The organism is Streptomyces sp. NPDC048142 (genome assembly GCF_043202835.1).
In the GTDB taxonomy this organism is placed as follows: domain Bacteria; phylum Actinomycetota; class Actinomycetes; order Streptomycetales; family Streptomycetaceae; genus Streptomyces.
This window is the reverse complement of the sequence record NZ_JBIDBC010000016.1, coordinates 78,923-94,951: the sequence shown is the minus strand read 5'-3', so window position 1 is coordinate 94,951 and position 16,029 is coordinate 78,923. Positions and strand designations below refer to the sequence as shown.

Here is a 16,029-nt window from a genome sequence, read left to right as displayed (position 1 = left end):
CGGGCCCCGGAAACGACAACGAGCCGGGGCCCGCACCCCAAGGTGCGGGCCCCAGCTGCGTAGTACTACCTGAGTGATCAGGCGGGGGTGATGTTCTCGGCCTGCGGGCCCTTCTGGCCCTGCGTGACGTCGAAGTTCACCTTCTGGCCCTCCTGCAGCTCACGGAAGCCGCTGGCGGCGATGTTGCTGTAGTGGGCGAAGACGTCGGCGCCGCCGCCGTCCTGCTCGATGAAGCCGAAGCCCTTTTCTGCGTTGAACCACTTCACGGTGCCAGTAGCCATGTCATATCTCCTTAGGGGCAGAGCCCGCGGGCCCACACTGTGCGGACCCCACGTCGCCGCGATGATTACCCCGTCCGGAAGAACACCGGAAATACAAAAGTGTGCCCGCCGACATCTGACCGGCAAGAACACTTGAAGTTTTTGGGAACCACAACTGCAACTGAGATCAACACTAGCACGATGAGGCCGGCAGAGGCGGGTGCCTAATATCTCTGCCGCGTCGGGAACAGACCCGGCGGAGATGCGGAACGGAAAAGCCTCATCGCGCATTGCGCGAAATTCTGTGCTGGCGAATGCAGATATCTTCCGGAGCGGCGTGGGGCCTCCCGCACCCGGGGCACGGCGGCCGTCAGCGCTCGGCGGGACCGCCGGAGCGGGCGGACCGGCCACGCAGCTCCTCGTTGAGGCGCAGCGCCTCCTCCAGCTGGTCCTCCAGGATGACGATGCGGCAGGCGGCCTCGATGGGCGTGCCGGCGTCGACCAGATCGCGGGCGCGGGCGGCGATGCGCAACTGGTAGCGGGAGTAGCGGCGGTGGCCGCCCTCGGACCGCAGCGGGGTGATCAGGCGGGCCTCGCCGATCGCCCGGAGGAACCCCGGCGTCGCACCGATCATCTCCGCGGCTCGCCCCATCGTGTAGGCGGGGTAGTCGTCGTCGTCGAGCCGGTCGGTGGTGTGCGAGGGGGTCTCCGGGGGCATCTGCGCCTCTTCCGTCACGCGTGACCGGGGGAGCCGGGCGCCGTACGCCTGCGGGGTGCGCCTCTGCTGCGTACCACTGTTTCACGTGACTGCACAAGAAACCCTAATCGTCGGGCAACGCCATGTCTATCGCGGCCGGAACAGATTTGGGTCACCGGGACGGGCGCGGCGGATTCGCCGCAGCGGATCACCGACCGGCCGGACTGCGGATCACCGACCGACCGAGCCGCGGATCACTGACCGACCGGTCAGTTGTCGCCGGGAGGACCGCGGGGCCATAATGCACGCGTAGCCCTTCACGCATCCCCCGTCGTGAAGGGCTACACCCCTGTCCGGAGCCTGGTCCGGGCGTCGCGGGGCACAGGATCATTCACGGGCAAGGGACTCCCCTCGTGGTCCCCTGCCCGTGTTTTTTCGAGTTAACAGTGACGTAGAGTGTTTACGCAAGCTCAGTTCCGACTCCGAGGTGATCGTGGAGGCCCGGATGGCCATGGACGACGGCGGCGAACACGGCCCGGAACCCGTCGGACCTCCCGGCCCGGACGAGCTTCCCCGCCTCGGCTCGCTGCGGGAAAAGGTCGAGTACATGGTCGAGAAGACCTTCCCCGGCCAGAAGATCTCGGGGCGGGTCTTCGCCGAGCTGGTCCGCGACCGCGGCGGCTCGCTGTCGCACAGCTACTTCTCCAACATCCTGGCGGGCAAGGTCACCCAGCCATCCGAGGACATCCTCAAGGCCCTCGGCCTGGGGTTCGGCGTGGACTGGCGCTTCTTCAAGGAGGAGTCCGAGGTCGTCGACGACGTCGTCGCCGGACTCCAGTTCCTGGCGAAGCGGCGCACCGGCGAGATCAGCGGCCTGGCCGGCCGGGGCCTGGACGACGAGGGACTCCCGCCGGAACTGCTGCGGTTCGCCCTGTCCCTGCTGGAGGACGCGGCCCGGGAGAAGGAGGGCCCCGACGGGCAGAACGGCGGGAGCGATTCCGCCGTGCACCACCGCCCCGCGGGCCCGGCAGCGTAGCGTCTTCGTCATGTCCCTGCGGAAACTGCGGAAAGAGTGCGAGGCCGGGCTCGCCGACCTGCCCCTCCCGGTTCCCTTCTCGCTGGACGGACTCGTCGCGAACATGGAGGAGAGAAGCGGGCGCACGATCCGGCTGCACGAGATGCCGGACCGCCTCGCCCGCGTCAACGCCGCCTGCGGGCTGCGCCTGAAGGCGGGCGGCACCAGCCTGATCCTCTACCGCCGCAGGCCGACCGCGTACCAGACCCAGCACGTGATCCTGCACGAGCTGTGCCACGAGTGGTTCGACCACGGGACCACGCTCGACGCGGAGCAACTGCGCATCCTCCTCCCGGTCTTCGACACCTCGCTGATCGCCCGGATGATCTCCCCGGCCGCCGCCGAGTCCTTCGCCTCCGGCGGCGGCACCGTCCAGGCCCGCGCGCAGTACGACACCCACGACGAACGTATGGCCGAATTCGGCGCCTCCCTGATCCCCCGGATGGCACGGGACCTCACCACCGATGACATGGTGGGGCGGCTGGACAACTCCCTGTCCCGCCCGGTGGCCAACCGGCGGCGCGGCCTCTTCCCCGGCAGACGGCCCGACGACGCCTGACACGTGCCACCGCCCCACCCGCAGGTCCCCGCCCGCGCACCCCGACCCCGAGGACGAACACCGCCGTGACCTCCCTCGATCTCGCCGGCTACCTGATAGCCGGCCTGATGACGGCCGTTGCCCTGTGGCGTATGCCCGCTGCCCTGTGGGGCGACGAGGACGACCGAAGACGCCGGGCCCTGTGGGGCTGCTACGCCGGATTCGCCGTCGCCCTGTGGACGAAGACCGAGGCGGTGCGCATCGGCCTCAACAACAGCGCCGTCACCGACCTCGCCGTCCTCATCAAGCACTACACCGCCACGGTGGCGATTCTGGCCATCCTCAGTTACATCGTGGCCATCTACGGCAGCTACCCCGAAGAGGGCGCGGTCCCCCGCCACGTACGGTTCGCGCGGTTCGTCCAGAAGCTGGCGGCCAAGGCCTCCGTCGCCACGCTGATCCTGCTGACCGTCCTGTTCTTCACCGTCGTCGACCGCTCCGAGCCCTCGGACCGCTTCGTCTCCGACCACGCCGGGGAGTGGGGCGCCACGCTCTACATGAGCGTGTTCTACCTCTACCTCGGGGCCGCGTCCGCCGTGTGCGCCTTCCAGTGGGCACTGGCCACCCTCGACACCCGGCGGCGCCATCTGCGCATCGGGCTCGGCATGATGACGTTCGCGATGTTCATCGGCGTCGGCTACACCGTCAGCCGCACCCTCTTCCTGTGGATCAGCGTCGTGAACGAGCCGACCGAGGCGTTCGCCCTGCGGTTCGACCGGATCACCGAGGCCGCGCAGCTCGTGCTGTTCGCCTTCTTCGCCCTCGGCGCGTCCGTCCCCGCCTTCGCGGCCGGCCTGCGGCGGGCCCGGCTGTGGCGGGCCCAGGTCGGACTGCACGCCCTCTGGTACGAGTTGATGACCGCGTTCCCGGACCAGCCCTTCGACCCGCCCGCCTCGCTGGCCCGCGAGCTGACCCGGTTCAACGTCCCGGCCGACCTGCGGGTGGACCGCTGGGCCGCCGACATCGCGGACGCGGCCGAGAAGCTGCGCCACTACGTGCCCGACGGGCTGCTCGCCGCCGCCGAACGGGCCGCCGCACGCGACACGGACGACCCGCGCCGGGCCGCGTCCCGCACGGACGCCTACTGGATCCGGGCCGCCCTGCTCGCGAAGGCAACCGGCGCGCCCGCCGGGGGAGCCGCGACGGTCGCCTCCCAGCACGCGGCGGACCAGGACGGCGAGGTGGCCCGGCTGGTCCGGGTCGCCGCCGCGTACCGCACGGTCGGCGAGGAGCGCGCCCGCGCGGTCCTCGCGGCCGCGACGGCCGAGACCACCCGCGCGACCGGGACGAGCGCATGACCGGCGGGACGGGTCACGGACCGGCGGGGTTCCCGAACTGGATGTATGCGGGCGTTCCGACAACGCGGCGAGGTGCCGTAGCTGTCGTCGTGCGCCCGCCAGGGATTACGGGACAGCCCTGAGCAGCACTCCGCCGGTGTTGCCGGTGAGCACGACGGGGCCGGTGACGGTGTTCGCGGTGCAGCCCGGACCCCCCAGCCGTACGGGGCCGGTCGTGCGGCTCACGAAGAGGGGCCCGGTGACCTGCGAACCGCACAGGTGGACTTCCGCCGCCCGGTCCGCCCGGAGCGGGCCGTCCAGGGTGGAGCCGGTGACCACGAGGGCGGCCCCGGGGCGGACGACGACCGGGCCGCGCTGGGCGGCCCTGTCCAGGCAGGTGACACCGCTCGTGACGGTCAGCGGTCCGTTGCGGGGGCCGGTGACCGTGGTCGTGCAGGCGGGGACGGGCAGGATGCGGGACTTGTAGTCGAGGGAGTGGGCGAGCTTGCCCGGCTTGGGGGCGCTCAGCGGCCTGCCCAGCTTGGCGAACTGCCCGCCGGTCTCCTTCTTCCCGCCGTTCCACTCGTCGATCCGGCCGAGCCGGCCGGCGGTCTTCCCGTCGTCGACGACCGCGTCGGCGTCCAGCGCCGCCATCGACTGCGAGGCGCGCTTCACCAGGTCGAGGTACGGGCCCGGGGCGGTCAGGTCGTACGCGCTCACGTCGTGCTCACCGCGCAGCCACGCACCCCAGGAGTACTCCAGGAACTCCGGTGCGCCGTCGGGGACTTCGTAACCGATCTTGCGGGTGAAGTAGACGAGGCTGCGGTGCGGGTCGTCGCGGAGGTGCGTGATGCCCAGGCGGTCCGGCAGCCGGTCCACGGTCAACGGCCGGTTGTTCTCGTCGCGCAGCCACACCTTCTTCTCAGCGGTCATCCGCTGCCAGAAGTCAGGGGTGGACAGGGAGCTGAAGTTGTCGGTGACGCGGAGCCGCACGCGCATCCGGGGGGAGCCGTCGGGGCCCTCCAGGAAGGACGTCAGCGTGTGGTGCCCGTCGGTGAGGTACAGCTTGCCGCCCGGTCCGACGACGGCCGTCTTCATCGGGGCGATCGTCTTCGGCGTCTCCTGCCCGACCGGCACGGTGCAGGAGAAGCTCGACGGGTCGTCCAGCCGGGCTCCGGGGCCGGCCTCGGCCGCCTCCTCCTGGCCGTTGCTCTCGCACCAGTCGTCGAAGCGCTTGTTGACGCCGCCCGCCGCCTCGTCCCGGTCGCTGCCGTACCGGCCGAGCTTGTAGAAGACCTGGTCGAAGCCGAGTACGGCCTGCGTCGGGTGCAGTTCGCCGAGCGTGACGTCGATCAGGTCCCCGGGCTGCGCGCAGGTGCGAGGCAGCGGCCCGCTCCCGGCGCACGGGTCCCCGGCGGCCGCACCGGTGCCCGCACCGGCCACGACGGTGCCCGCCGCCAGCGCACCGGCCAGCAGCAGCGCCCCGCGCCGCGGCAGCCGTGCCCTCGCCTTCGATCCGTTCATGTGACGTCCCCTCCCGCGTGATGGCCTTCCGCAGGGGACGATCGCAAGGCGCGACGACCCCCGCACGGACATGGCGTGAACGCGGGATGGCGCTGTGGTGCCACGGCGGGACGGCATCGGCACGCCCCCCGGGCCCCGGCGGTGCCCGGGTCGATGAGGAGCGGGTCAGCGCGGGGCGCCCGTCCGGTCCCGGAGCGGGCCGAGGCCCAGACCCAGGCCGAGACCCAGGCCGAGGTCCAGGTCCAGGTCCAGGTCCAGATCCAGGGTGCCTTCGGTGGCCTCGGCGGTGGGCGGCAGGGCGAGGGCCGCGCCGACCGGCCCCGGCAGGCTGCCGGAACCGAGCAGTCCGGCGACCAGCCCGGTGGCGAGGCGGTGCCAGGCGGGGGCCCGGCGGAGCATGGCATGGTCGCCGCCCCGGACGGTGATCATGCAGGTACGGGCTCCGGCGCGGCGGGCGCGGGCGGTGAGCGACTGGGTGGCCTGGGGGCTGGTCACCCGGTCCCGGTTGCTGTGCACGAGGACGACGTCACGGCCCGCGAGCTGCGTGACCGGGTCCCCCGGCGGACACCACGGGGCGAGCCCGACGACGCCCCGCACCAGGGGGTGACCGGCGGCGCGGAGGGCGGCGCGTGCCCCCATGGAATGGCCCAGGAGAACCACCGGCAGGCTGTCGCCCGCTTCCTCCCGGAGCGCGTCGAGGGCGGCCACGGCGTCGTGGAACGGGTCCGCGCGGGTGCCGTTCCAGCCCCGGTGGGCGTACCGCACCCGCGTCACGAGGACGTCCTCACCGGCGGCGCGGGCGGCCCGGACGACGCCCCGGACGAAGGGGCGCATGCGGACGCCGGGCAGGTTCAGCGGACCGGGCGGCGGGGGCTCCGTACCGTTCTCGCGGCCTCCGTGCAGGACGAGAACCGCTGCCGACGGCGGTCGTTGGGCCACGCGTACCTCCAGGTCCGGGTGCGGGGCGCAGAGCCCCTCTCCCCGTCTTCGTCGCCGGGCCCGCTACGGATGGGCGAACGGCGCAATGGACCGGCGGATCCACCGCTCGACGAATCCACCGCTCGACGGATCGGCGGGGGCGGGGAGTGCCGTCCACTGTACGGTCACGATCGCGGAACCGTTGGTGCCATCCGCACCATCCCCGAATCTGACACCGAAGGAGCCCGCCATGGCATCAGGACCTCAACTCGGCAGCTTCGCGCCGGACTTCACCCTTCCCGGCGGAGCGCTGTCGGACGACGCCTTCGAACGCTCCGACTACCGGCTGTCCGCCGCCCGCGGCCGGTCCGTGGTGCTGGCGTTCTACCCGGGCGACAACACCAGCGTCTGCACGAAGCAGCTGTGCTCGTACTCCTCGGGCATGGAGAGCTTCGAGGGGCTGGACGCCGACGTCTGGGGAATCAGTCCACAGGGTGTGGACAGCCACGAGTCGTTCGCCCGCAGCTTCGGCCTGCGCATGCCGCTGCTGGCCGACGAGGGCCGGGAGACCGCCAAGGCGTACGGGGTCTCCGCGCCGGGCATCGGGGTGCGGCGGGCGGTCTTCCTCATCGGCCCGGACGGAGTGCTGCGCTGGAAGCACGTGGCGCTGCTCGGAGCGACGTTCCAGTCGCTCGCCACCCTCACGGACCGGCTGTCCGGCATCAAAGATGCGTAAAGACTGCCGGAACCCGGCAGTGACCGAAGCAGGTGCTGTATGGAATCATCCAGCCAGATCGACGGAAATCGCTCGGGGGAAGTCGACAACAGGGGAGTGATCGCGTGACCTTCTTTCTCGGTCTCGGCATTGCGGGGATCGTGCTGCTCGCGATCTCCCTGATCTTCGGCGGGGTCCTCGAAGGCCTCTTCGGAGGCGCGCTCGACGGCCTCTTCGACGGGCTGCTCTCGCTCCCGGTGATCGCCGGCTTCATCTCGATGCTCGGCTTCGGCGGAGCGATCGTGCTCGGCGCGACGAGCGCGGGAACGTTTCTGGCCACCGTCGTCGGCGTCGCCGCCGGCCTGGTGGCGGGCTGGCTGACCTGGAAACTCAGCAAGGCCCTGATGCGCGACCAGACGCACACCACTCCGCGCGACAGCGACCTGGTCGGCACCTCGGGATCCGTCGTGACGGCCATCCCGGCCGAGGGTTACGGCGAGGTGCTGCTGCGGCTGGGCGACCAGCCCGTGAAGTACGCCGCCAAGTCGGCCACGCCCGTCGCGCGCGGGACCGAGATCTGGGTGGAAGAGGCACTGTCGACCACATCGGTCGCGGTCCGTCCGGTGGAGCGCTGACCACGCGACCACCGCACGCATCCACCCCGACAAGCACTGTTACGACCCGCTGTCACGACCCACCTGTTACGACCCGGCGTCAGCACCCGCTGTTTACGCAGCACACCGCACCGATCAACTCCACAGCACCGCCCCGCTCCACAACAATCTGCCGTCCCCCCACGGGAGGCAGGGGGGAAACGTCTCATGAGTCCAGTAGTCATCGCCGTCATCGGCATCGTCGTACTCCTCGTTCTGCTCGGCCTCGTCGTCATCACGCGTTACAAGGTGGCCGGGCCCAGCGAGGCATTCATCATCACCGGCCGCCGCGGCAAGAAGTCGACGGACCCGGTCACCGGACAGACCAGCATCGACAACAGCGGCCAGAAGGTCGTCGTCGGTGGCGGCGTCTTCGTCGTGCCGTTCGTCCAGCAGAAGTTCACCCTGGACCTGTCCAGCCGGCACATCCCGATCACCGTGCGCGGCGCGGTGACGCTGCGCGGCGTGAAGTCGAACCTCGAAGGCGTCGCGATCGTCAAGGTCGGTGGCAGCGAGGACGCGATCCGCGCCGCCGCCCAGCGCTTCCTCCAGCAGCAGGACGGCATCGTCGGCTTCACCCAGGAAGTGCTCTCCGGCGCGCTCCGCGCGATCGTCGGCCGGATGTCGGTCGAGGACATCATCCGGGACCGGGCCGCGTTCGCCGGTCAGGTCGCGGAGGAGGCCGAGGCCAGCCTCTCCGGCCAGGGCCTGATCCTGGACGCCTTCCAGATCCAGGACATCACCACCGAGGGCTCCTACCTGGAGGACCTCGGCCGCCCGGAGGCCGCCCGCGCCAAGCAGGAGGCGGACATCGCCGAGGCCATCGCGAAGCGGGCCTCGGAGCAGGCCCGGCTGAAGGCGGCCGAGGAAATCGCCATCGCCGAGCGGACGTACTACCTGAAGCAGGCCGAGATCAAGGCCGAGACCGAAGCCGCGGCCGCCAAGGCCAACGCCGCCGGTCCCCTCGCCGAGGCCGCACGCCAGCAGGAAGTCCTCCAGGAGCAGGAGAAGGTCGCCGAGCGCCAGGCCGCGCTGACCGACCGTGAGCTGGACACCAAGGTCCGTAAGCCCGCCGACGCCGCCCGTTACCAGGCCGAGCAGGAGGCGGAGGCCCGCCGTGTCGCCCAGGTCAAGGAGGCCGAGGCCGACGCGGAGCGCTCGCGCCTGACCGGTCAGGGTGAGAAGCTGCACCGTTCGGCACTGGCCGACGCGGTCCGCATCGAGGGTGAGGCGGAAGCCGCGGCCATCGCCGCCAGGGGTTCGGCCGAGGCCGAGGCCATGCAGAAGAAGGCCGACGCGTTCGCGCAGTACGGCGACGCGGCCGTCCTCCAGATGCTCGTCGAGGTCCTCCCGAGCGTCGTGGCCAAGGCCTCCGAGCCGCTGAGCGCCATCGACAAGATGACGGTCATCTCCACGGACGGCGCGAGCCAGCTGGCCCGTACGGTCACCGACAACGTCGCGCAGGGCATGGAACTGCTCACCTCGACGACGGGCGTGGACATGACGTCCCTCCTCCAGAACCTGAAGAGCCGCGTGGGCACGGCGCCCGCTACCCCGGGCTCGGACGCTCCGGAGACGGACTCCCCGGCCCCGAAGGACGGCGAGATCGAGATCAAGGGCTGACGCGCGAGGCCTCCACCAGGGGCTGAGCCCGTTCCCGTCACCCGTGCCCGGCAGCGACCTGTTCGCCGCCGGGCACGGGCATGTCCGCTTCCCTTTTTGGTCCCTCCGCCTGCCGGGCGGCGGCAGCGGCGGTGGCTGCGGCCAGCCGCCCCCGCCACCCGCCGAGCTGCTCCTGCGCCTGCCAGTCGTCGGCATCGCCGCCGAGCTCGGCGATACGGTGCTCGGCCCAGCGGGCCCAGGCGGCTGCCTGCCGGCAGTCCGGGCACTCGGTCTCCCCCGTCATGGCTCGGAAGACATGCTCGGCCCCGGGCCCGGCGCAGGTGACGAGGGGCGCAACGTACCGAGGAACAACAGGCGGGGGCAACGGATCCGAGGGCGACGGTGACGGATCCTGCTCCTGCTCCTGCTCCTGCTCCTGCTCCTGCTCAACGCCTCCTGCGGGCACGACAGCTTCGGGCATCATCAACTCCAGTCGGTGCCGCAGGAATCCCACGGCGGACCGGACCCCGTCCTGCGGCAGATTGCTGCTCAGCACCCGCCGCAACTCACCCCCGGAAACCCCGCGCCGCATCCACTCCACAGCCTGCGCGACCAGCGAACGAGCCTGGAGAACGCCGAGCCGAAGCTCCCTACTGGCATGCCGGAGCGACAACAACACCCGCTCAGCTTCGACACCTTCAGGAGACAACGGTTCCAAGTCCGCTTCCGCGCCCAGGGCTTCGGTGGGTGGGTGGGAAGAGTTCTTCTCCCGTTCTTCGTCTACCGGTAGTTGATGACCGACGGTCCGAGCCCCCGGCTGACCGACGGCCGGAGAGCGCGCACCCGGAGACGAGGCGATACCGACCCCGGCGTCGCACCACAGCCCAAGGACCTCGGCTTCGGCCAACGGCACATTGGCGAACAACTGCTGGGTGGCCCAACGCCCGCGCTCCCCGGCGACCCGCCGCTCATGCACGAACCCGCACATGACCAACTGCTCCTTGGCCCGCTGAAACGCCCGCCCCTTGATGCCCAGCTTCCTGGCATGCTCGGACAACGCCATATGGGTGCACCCGTCCGGCAACCCCTGAACGTAAAGAATCAGAACCTTCGCGTCACTGTCCAGACGCGGATGACGCACGACATCGTGCGAGGCCTTCGTGTAGCGCCGAGAGGGCGCGATAGCATGCCAAAGCATCCCGGTGGGACCTGTTCTTCCACTAGTTGGGTGAAGGCCCTCGGCTCGGTGCTCGAACACCACCGGGGGCCGCCCCATGTGCGGGAACACACAGAGCGTGATGACGCAATCACGGTACCGCAGTCCGCAACCCACTGCGGACAATCCGCTCAGCAGCCACCCTGAGCGCTACGCTCCCCTGACCGAACCGACGTTGGCCAAGGAGACGACAGGTGGGCCGACCGCTGCTGTTCCTCGATGTGGACGGTCCGCTCAACCCCTATGCCGCGCAGCCGGAGAGGCGCCCCGGCGGCTACATCACGCTCAGGGTGCCCGCGGAGAGCGGGATCTCAGGGGACCGCGGGGCCCTCTCGACACGACGACGGACACTGCGGGTCCGGCTCAACCCGGAGCACGGACCGGCACTGCTGCGGCTCGGCTACGAGCTGTGCTGGGCCACCACATGGATGGCCGAGGCAAACCGGTGGATCGCCCCGACGCTCGGCCTTCCCGAACTCCCCTGATCGGCACGGGACTCTCGCCGTATTCACCCCTACGCGATCGAACCTGCCCTCTTGCTCCTGAGAACGCTGAGCCCCCGCCCCTCAGCACGCCCCCCGGTCCCGCCCCGCCGAATACAGGTAGCTGTCCCGGAACTGCTCCGCCCCCAGCGTCCGGCCCACCATGATGACCGCCGTCCGGATCACCCCCGCCGCCTTCACCTGCCCGGCGATCGAGTCCAGCGGGCCCCGCAGGACGATCTCGTCCGGGCGGGACGCCATCGCCACCACCGCCGTCGGGCAGTCCGCCCCGTAGTGCGGGAGCAGCTCCTCCACCACCCGGTCCACGTACCGCGCCGCCAGGTGCAGCACGATCAGCGCGCCGCTGCGGCCCAGCGTCGCCAGGTCCTCGCCCTCCGGCATCGCCGTGGCGCGCTGGGCGACGCGGGTCAGGATGACCGTCTGGCCGACCGTCGGGACCGTCAGCTCGCGCTTCAGCGCCGCAGCCGCCGCAGCGAACGCGGGGACGCCGGGGACCACTTCGTACGGGACTCCCGCCTCGTCCAGGCGCTTCATCTGTTCGTTCACCGCGCTGAACACCGACGGGTCGCCCGAGTGCAGCCGCGCCACGTCGTGGCCGTCCGCGTGGGCCCGGACCAGCTCGGCGGTGATCTGCCCGATGTCCAGGTTCGCCGTGTCGATCAGGCGGGCGTCCTTCGGGCACTCGGCCAGCAGCTCGACCGGGACCAGGCTGCCCGCGTACAGGCAGACCGGGCTGGCGGCGAGGATCCGGGCGCCGCGCACCGTGATCAGGTCGGCCGCGCCGGGGCCCGCGCCGATGAAGTACACCGTCATGATCGATCTCCCTTGTGCGAACGTGCCCCGGATCCCGAGGGCTTGCTTACCGACCACTGCGTTACGGGCATGGCCTGGCGCCAGCCGGTGAAGCCGCCGACCGGGACGGCGTGGGCGACCGCGAGACGGACCAGCTCGCCGCCGTACGCCTTGTGCCGCCCGGCCAGCAGTGCCTCCGACTCCAGCGTCACGGTGTTCGCGACCAGCCGGCCCCCCGGCCGCAGCGCCTCCCAGCACGCGTCGAGCAGGCCCGGCACGGTCAGGCCGCCGCCGATGAACACCGCGTCCGGCGCTTCCAGTCCGGCCAGGGCTGCCGGGGCCGGGCCGGTGACGACCCGGAGACCGGGGACTCCCAGGCGTTCCGCGTTACGGGTGATCCGCTCGGCCCGTACCGGGTCCCGCTCCACGCTCACCGCCCGGCAGGACGGATGCGCCCGCAGCCACTCGATCGCGATCGAGCCGGAGCCGCCGCCCACGTCCCAGAGCAGTTCTCCGGGCGCGGGGGCCAGGGTCCCGAGCGTGGCCGCCCGGATGTGGCGCTTGGTGAGCTGGCCGTCGTGCTCGTACGCCTCGTCCGGCAGCCCCGGGACCGTGCCCAGCCGCAGCGCTTCCGCCGACGCCCGGCATTCGATCGCGATCACGTTCAGCCGGTCCCCCGGGGGGTGTGCCCAGCTCTGCGCGATGCCCTCGACGTGCGCCTCGTCCTCGGCGCCCAGCTGTTCCAGCACCCGCAGCCGGCTCGGGCCGAAGCCGTGGGCCGTGAGGAGCGCGGCGACCGTGGCGGGCGTGCTCGCGTCCGCGCTCAGGACCAGCAGCCGGCGGCCCTCGTACAGGGACGCCGCCAGCCTCGCCGCCGGGCGGCCCACCAGCGTCACGACCTCCGTGTCCTCCAGCGGCCAGCCCAGGCGCGCACAGGCGTACGAGACGGAGGACGGGTGCGGCAGCACGTGCAGCCCCCGCGGCCCCAGCTCCTGGGCGAGCGCCCGCCCGATCCCGTAGAACATCGGGTCGCCACTGGCCAGCACCGCGATCCGGCTCCCCCGGTGCTCGGCGAGCAGCCGGGGGACGGCCGGCCTCAGCGGGGACGGCCAGCCCACCCGGGCACCGGCGCACTCCGGCGGGAGCAGATCCAGCTGGCGCGCCCCGCCGATCAGCACCTCGGCGTCCCGCAGCGCCTCCCGTGCCGTACCGGACAGGCCGGACCAGCCGTCCGCGCCGATCCCCACGACGGAGACGGGGTGGGGAAGCGGGGCTGGAGCTGGGGACACGGGCCGGGACCTCGTCGTTCGGAGCGGGAGGAGAGAAGGAGGGCAGCAGACGCGACGAGCGGAAACGAGGCGCAGCCGAACTTTACTGAACGCCCCGTTCCGACCCCTCCAGCGGGTGAATCCGGGGGCGCGTCCGGAGTGAATCCGAAAAGGAACCGCGCGTGGTGTCGAGAAGACCGCACCGGCCCCGACGTCCCCTGTGCAAGAGGAAGAAAGAACGCGGAGCGAACGAGCGACCAGGAGGCGACGGTCATGAAGTATCTGGTGATGGTCCAGGGCAGCCAGGCGGACTACGACGCGCAGACCGGCAAGGGGAACGCCGACAGCCCGGCCTGGGACGAGAAGGCCATGCGGGAGATGTTCGCCCACATGGGCAGCATCAACGACGACCTCGCCGAGTCGGGCGAACTGGTGACCGGGTACGGGCTGCGGGAGCCCGCCTCGGGCCGGGCCGTCAGCCTCGACGCCGAGGGGCGCCCGGTGGTCTCGGACGGGCCGTACAGCGAGACGAAGGAGCTGCTCGCCGGGTTCTGGGTACTCGACTGCGAGAGCCTGGAAAGGGTGACGGAGATCGCCGCCCGCGTGGCACGCTGTCCGCAGCCGGCCGGGGCACCCGACTACCCGGTGCTCATCCGGCCCATCGACGGCGGGATCGACGACTGAGCCGGACGAGCCGGTCGAGACGGCTGAGCTGGGCGGGCCGGGCCTAGCGAAGCCGGGCCGGGCCTGGACGAGCCGGGCGAAGCCGGACCGGGCCGAGCCGAGGCGGGCCAAGCCGGGGCGAGCCAGGCGGTCCGGCCCGGACCGGCCCCCCGGACCGGCCCAGCCCGACCGGACTCCCCCAAGGACGCGCATGGACCGTACGACCGACGTCATCATCGAGGACCTGCTGCGCCGCCACGCGCCGCAGGTCCTCGGCGCGCTCGTACGCCGGTACGGGCATTTCGACCCGGCCGAGGACTCCGTCCAGGAGGCCCTGATCGCGGCCGCCGAGCAGTGGCCGCGGGACGGGATCCCCGACAACCCGCGCGGCTGGCTGATCCGGGTCGCCTCCCGCCGCCTCACCGACCGGCTGCGCAGCGACGAGGCCCGGCGGCGGCGCGAGGAGACCGCGGCGGCCCTCACCCCTGCGGACGCGTTCGTCGCGCCGCCGCCCGGGGAAGATCCCTCCGGGCCGGGCCGGGCCCCCTCCGAGGACGACACCCTCACCCTGCTCTTCCTCTGCTGCCACCCCGCGCTCTCCCCCGCCGCGCAGATCGCGCTGACCCTCCGCGCGGTCGGCGGCCTCACCACGGCGGAGATCGCCCGCGCCCATCTGGTGCCGGAGGCGACGATGGCGCAGCGGATCAGCCGGGCCAAGCGGACGGTGCGCGGTACACGGTTCCGGCAGCCGGGCGCCCAGGACCGCGACCAGCGGCTCGCCGCCGCGCTCCAGGTCCTCTACCTGATCTACAACGAGGGCTACACCGCCACCGCGGGCCCCGACCTCCACCGCACGGACCTGGCGCGCGAGGCGATCCGGCTGACCCGCGCCGTCCGCCGGCTGCTGCCGCACGAGGGGCGGGTGACCGGGCTGCTGGCGCTGATGGTCCTCACCGAGGCACGCACCCCGGCGCGCACCGGGCCGGACGGTGAGCTGATCCCGCTCGACGAACAGGACCGCGCCCTCTGGGACCGTACGGCCATCGCCGAAGGCACCGCGCTCGCCGAGGAGGCCCTCACCCAGGGGCCCGCCGGGGACTACCAGCTCCAGGCCGCCGTCGCCGCCCTGCACGACGAGGCGGAGCGCGCCGAGGACACCGACTGGCCGCAGATCCTCGCCCTCTACGACCTCCTCGTGCGGCGCACCCCCGACCCCGCCGCCGCACTGGGCCGGGCGGTCGCCGTGGCCATGGTGCACGGGCCCCGGGCGGGACTGGCGGAGGTCGACGCGCTGGCGGGGACGGTGGAGCCGCACTTCCGCCTCGACGCCGTACGCGCCCATCTCCTGGAGCGGGCCGGGGAGCCGGCCGCCGCCCGCACCGCCTACCGCGCGGCCGCCGACTCCACCCTCAGCGAACCGGAAGCCCGCTATCTGCGCGGGCGCGCGGACCGGCTGACCCCGTAACCGGCTGCCTGGGCAGGCCCGTTCACTCCCGCCTGCCGAAGAACTCGATCTCCGCCACCGCCGTGCGCCGGTCATCCCCGGAGCCGTACGCCGCGTCGACCGTGAGCCGGGCCCGTACCGTGTCCGATCCCCGTAAGTCGAACGTCTGCTGGCCCGCCTCGTCGCGCAGCCGGATCGTGCGGTCGGTCTTCTCGCCGTCCTTCGACGTCAGCTCCACCGTGAGCCGCGCCGGGCGGCCCTGCTTCAGGAACTCGTCCTGGCGTGCCGACGTCCCGGAGAACACCACGATCTTCATCATCCGTACCGGCTGGGCGAAGTCGCACTCCAGGTGCTCCCCGACGCCTTCGCCGGTCTTCTCCGGTGCCCAGTAACGGTTGTTGAAGCCGTCGAACGCGGCCGACGCCGGGTGTCCGTCCGCCTCGCTGGAGCCCCGGCAGGCGGCCGGTGGCACGGACTCCGGAGTTCCGGTCTCCTCCTTGGCGAGGCCGAACAGACCCGAGAGATGCGGCAGCGCGAACCACACCCCCACCGCCAGCAGGATCAGCACGATGGGCAGCCCGACCCTCGGACGCCGCCACCCGCTTCCCGGACGCGCCCCCGCCACGCGTGCCTGCCGGGGGCGGCGGCGCAGGATCCGCCGCCACCACGGCGGCCGTCCCTCGGGGGCGGGCCCGGGGTCCAGGAGCAGGGCGCAGCGGATGCACAGCGTGCGGCCCGGGGCGTTCTCCGTACGGCAGTTGGGACAGACCACCGGCGCGCCGACGGGTTCCGGGCGGGCCGGACCGGTGGCTGACGCCCGCTGC

General features: G+C 72.0%; 16 protein-coding genes and 1 pseudogene. 9 read left to right on the top strand and 8 right to left on the bottom strand.

The window, feature by feature from the left end; translation table 11 throughout:
* Positions 1 to 77: 77 nt before the first annotated feature.
* Complete coding sequence (locus ACGF2Y_RS21115) at positions 78 to 281, bottom strand: cold-shock protein (RefSeq protein WP_015609674.1); 204 nt, start codon at positions 279 to 281, stop codon at positions 78 to 80.
* A gap of 349 nt (positions 282 to 630) precedes the next feature.
* The gene (locus ACGF2Y_RS21110; protein ID WP_392949569.1) at positions 631 to 978 is read right to left on the bottom strand and encodes a MerR family transcriptional regulator; all 348 of its coding nucleotides are present in this window, start codon (positions 976 to 978) and stop codon (positions 631 to 633) included.
* 484 nt (positions 979 to 1,462) lie between these two features.
* On the opposite strand from ACGF2Y_RS21110, the gene ACGF2Y_RS21105 reads away from it, so the two are divergent.
* The 3 genes from ACGF2Y_RS21105 (at position 1,463) to ACGF2Y_RS21095 (ending at position 3,928) form a co-directional block, all read left to right on the top strand.
* Positions 1,463 to 1,993, top strand: a complete 531-nt coding sequence (locus ACGF2Y_RS21105) for a hypothetical protein (protein ID WP_392949566.1) — start codon at positions 1,463 to 1,465, stop codon at positions 1,991 to 1,993.
* A gap of 10 nt (positions 1,994 to 2,003) precedes the next feature.
* Entirely contained in the window at positions 2,004 to 2,591 is a 588-nt protein-coding gene (locus ACGF2Y_RS21100) for a toxin (RefSeq protein ID WP_392949563.1), read from the top strand.
* A 65-nt stretch (positions 2,592 to 2,656) separates the two neighbouring features.
* Positions 2,657 to 3,928, top strand: a complete 1,272-nt coding sequence (locus tag ACGF2Y_RS21095; protein WP_392949560.1) for an MAB_1171c family putative transporter — start codon at positions 2,657 to 2,659, stop codon at positions 3,926 to 3,928.
* A 105-nt stretch (positions 3,929 to 4,033) separates the two neighbouring features.
* Here ACGF2Y_RS21095 and ACGF2Y_RS21090 read toward each other — a convergent pair whose 3' ends face one another.
* Positions 4,034 to 5,431 (bottom strand): ParB-like protein, encoded by a 1,398-nt coding sequence (locus tag ACGF2Y_RS21090; protein ID WP_392949558.1) that lies wholly within the window; start codon positions 5,429 to 5,431, stop codon positions 4,034 to 4,036.
* A 165-nt stretch (positions 5,432 to 5,596) separates the two neighbouring features.
* On the bottom strand, positions 5,597 to 6,370 hold the full coding sequence (locus ACGF2Y_RS21085; protein ID WP_392949556.1) for an alpha/beta fold hydrolase: 774 nt from the start codon (positions 6,368 to 6,370) through the stop codon (positions 5,597 to 5,599).
* A 229-nt stretch (positions 6,371 to 6,599) separates the two neighbouring features.
* Here ACGF2Y_RS21085 and ACGF2Y_RS21080 point away from each other — a divergent pair, with 229 nt between their 5' ends.
* The 3 genes from ACGF2Y_RS21080 to ACGF2Y_RS21070 all read left to right on the top strand — a co-directional run bounded on the left by ACGF2Y_RS21080 (position 6,600) and on the right by ACGF2Y_RS21070 (position 9,340).
* Positions 6,600 to 7,085 carry a peroxiredoxin gene (locus tag ACGF2Y_RS21080; protein ID WP_392949553.1) on the top strand — a complete coding sequence of 162 codons (486 nt, stop codon included), beginning with the start codon at positions 6,600 to 6,602 and terminating at the stop codon, positions 7,083 to 7,085.
* Between the two features lie 104 nt (positions 7,086 to 7,189).
* Positions 7,190 to 7,699 (top strand): NfeD family protein, encoded by a 510-nt coding sequence (locus ACGF2Y_RS21075; protein ID WP_392949551.1) that lies wholly within the window; start codon positions 7,190 to 7,192, stop codon positions 7,697 to 7,699.
* A gap of 186 nt (positions 7,700 to 7,885) precedes the next feature.
* Positions 7,886 to 9,340: a flotillin family protein gene (locus tag ACGF2Y_RS21070; RefSeq protein ID WP_392949549.1), complete on the top strand. Its 1,455-nt coding sequence runs from the start codon at positions 7,886 to 7,888 to the stop codon at positions 9,338 to 9,340.
* A gap of 37 nt (positions 9,341 to 9,377) precedes the next feature.
* Here ACGF2Y_RS21070 and ACGF2Y_RS21065 read toward each other — a convergent pair whose 3' ends face one another.
* The gene (locus tag ACGF2Y_RS21065; RefSeq protein ID WP_392949548.1) at positions 9,378 to 10,517 is read right to left on the bottom strand and encodes a hypothetical protein; all 1,140 of its coding nucleotides are present in this window, start codon (positions 10,515 to 10,517) and stop codon (positions 9,378 to 9,380) included.
* A gap of 212 nt (positions 10,518 to 10,729) precedes the next feature.
* On the opposite strand from ACGF2Y_RS21065, the pseudogene ACGF2Y_RS21060 reads away from it, so the two are divergent.
* A pseudogene (locus ACGF2Y_RS21060) lies at positions 10,730 to 11,017 on the top strand (hypothetical protein); the annotation flags it as partial.
* 84 nt (positions 11,018 to 11,101) lie between these two features.
* Here the strand turns inward: ACGF2Y_RS21060 and cobM are convergent.
* Both cobM and cbiE read right to left on the bottom strand, forming a co-directional pair.
* Positions 11,102 to 11,851 (bottom strand): precorrin-4 C(11)-methyltransferase, encoded by a 750-nt coding sequence (cobM, locus tag ACGF2Y_RS21055; protein ID WP_392949545.1) that lies wholly within the window; start codon positions 11,849 to 11,851, stop codon positions 11,102 to 11,104.
* On the bottom strand, positions 11,848 to 13,119 hold the full coding sequence (gene cbiE, locus ACGF2Y_RS21050; RefSeq protein WP_392949543.1) for a precorrin-6y C5,15-methyltransferase (decarboxylating) subunit CbiE: 1,272 nt from the start codon (positions 13,117 to 13,119) through the stop codon (positions 11,848 to 11,850). The genes cobM and cbiE overlap by 4 nt, the downstream gene beginning before the upstream one ends.
* A gap of 252 nt (positions 13,120 to 13,371) precedes the next feature.
* Here cbiE and ACGF2Y_RS21045 point away from each other — a divergent pair, with 252 nt between their 5' ends.
* Both ACGF2Y_RS21045 and ACGF2Y_RS21040 read left to right on the top strand, forming a co-directional pair.
* Positions 13,372 to 13,782 (top strand): YciI family protein, encoded by a 411-nt coding sequence (locus ACGF2Y_RS21045; protein ID WP_392949540.1) that lies wholly within the window; start codon positions 13,372 to 13,374, stop codon positions 13,780 to 13,782.
* Between the two features lie 190 nt (positions 13,783 to 13,972).
* Positions 13,973 to 15,226: an RNA polymerase sigma factor gene (locus ACGF2Y_RS21040; RefSeq protein ID WP_392949538.1), complete on the top strand. Its 1,254-nt coding sequence runs from the start codon at positions 13,973 to 13,975 to the stop codon at positions 15,224 to 15,226.
* Positions 15,227 to 15,248: 22 nt separating this feature from the next.
* On the opposite strand, the gene ACGF2Y_RS21035 is transcribed toward ACGF2Y_RS21040, so the two are convergent.
* Entirely contained in the window at positions 15,249 to 15,977 is a 729-nt protein-coding gene (locus ACGF2Y_RS21035; RefSeq protein ID WP_392949535.1) for a discoidin domain-containing protein, read from the bottom strand.
* Positions 15,978 to 16,029: the final 52 nt, after the last annotated feature.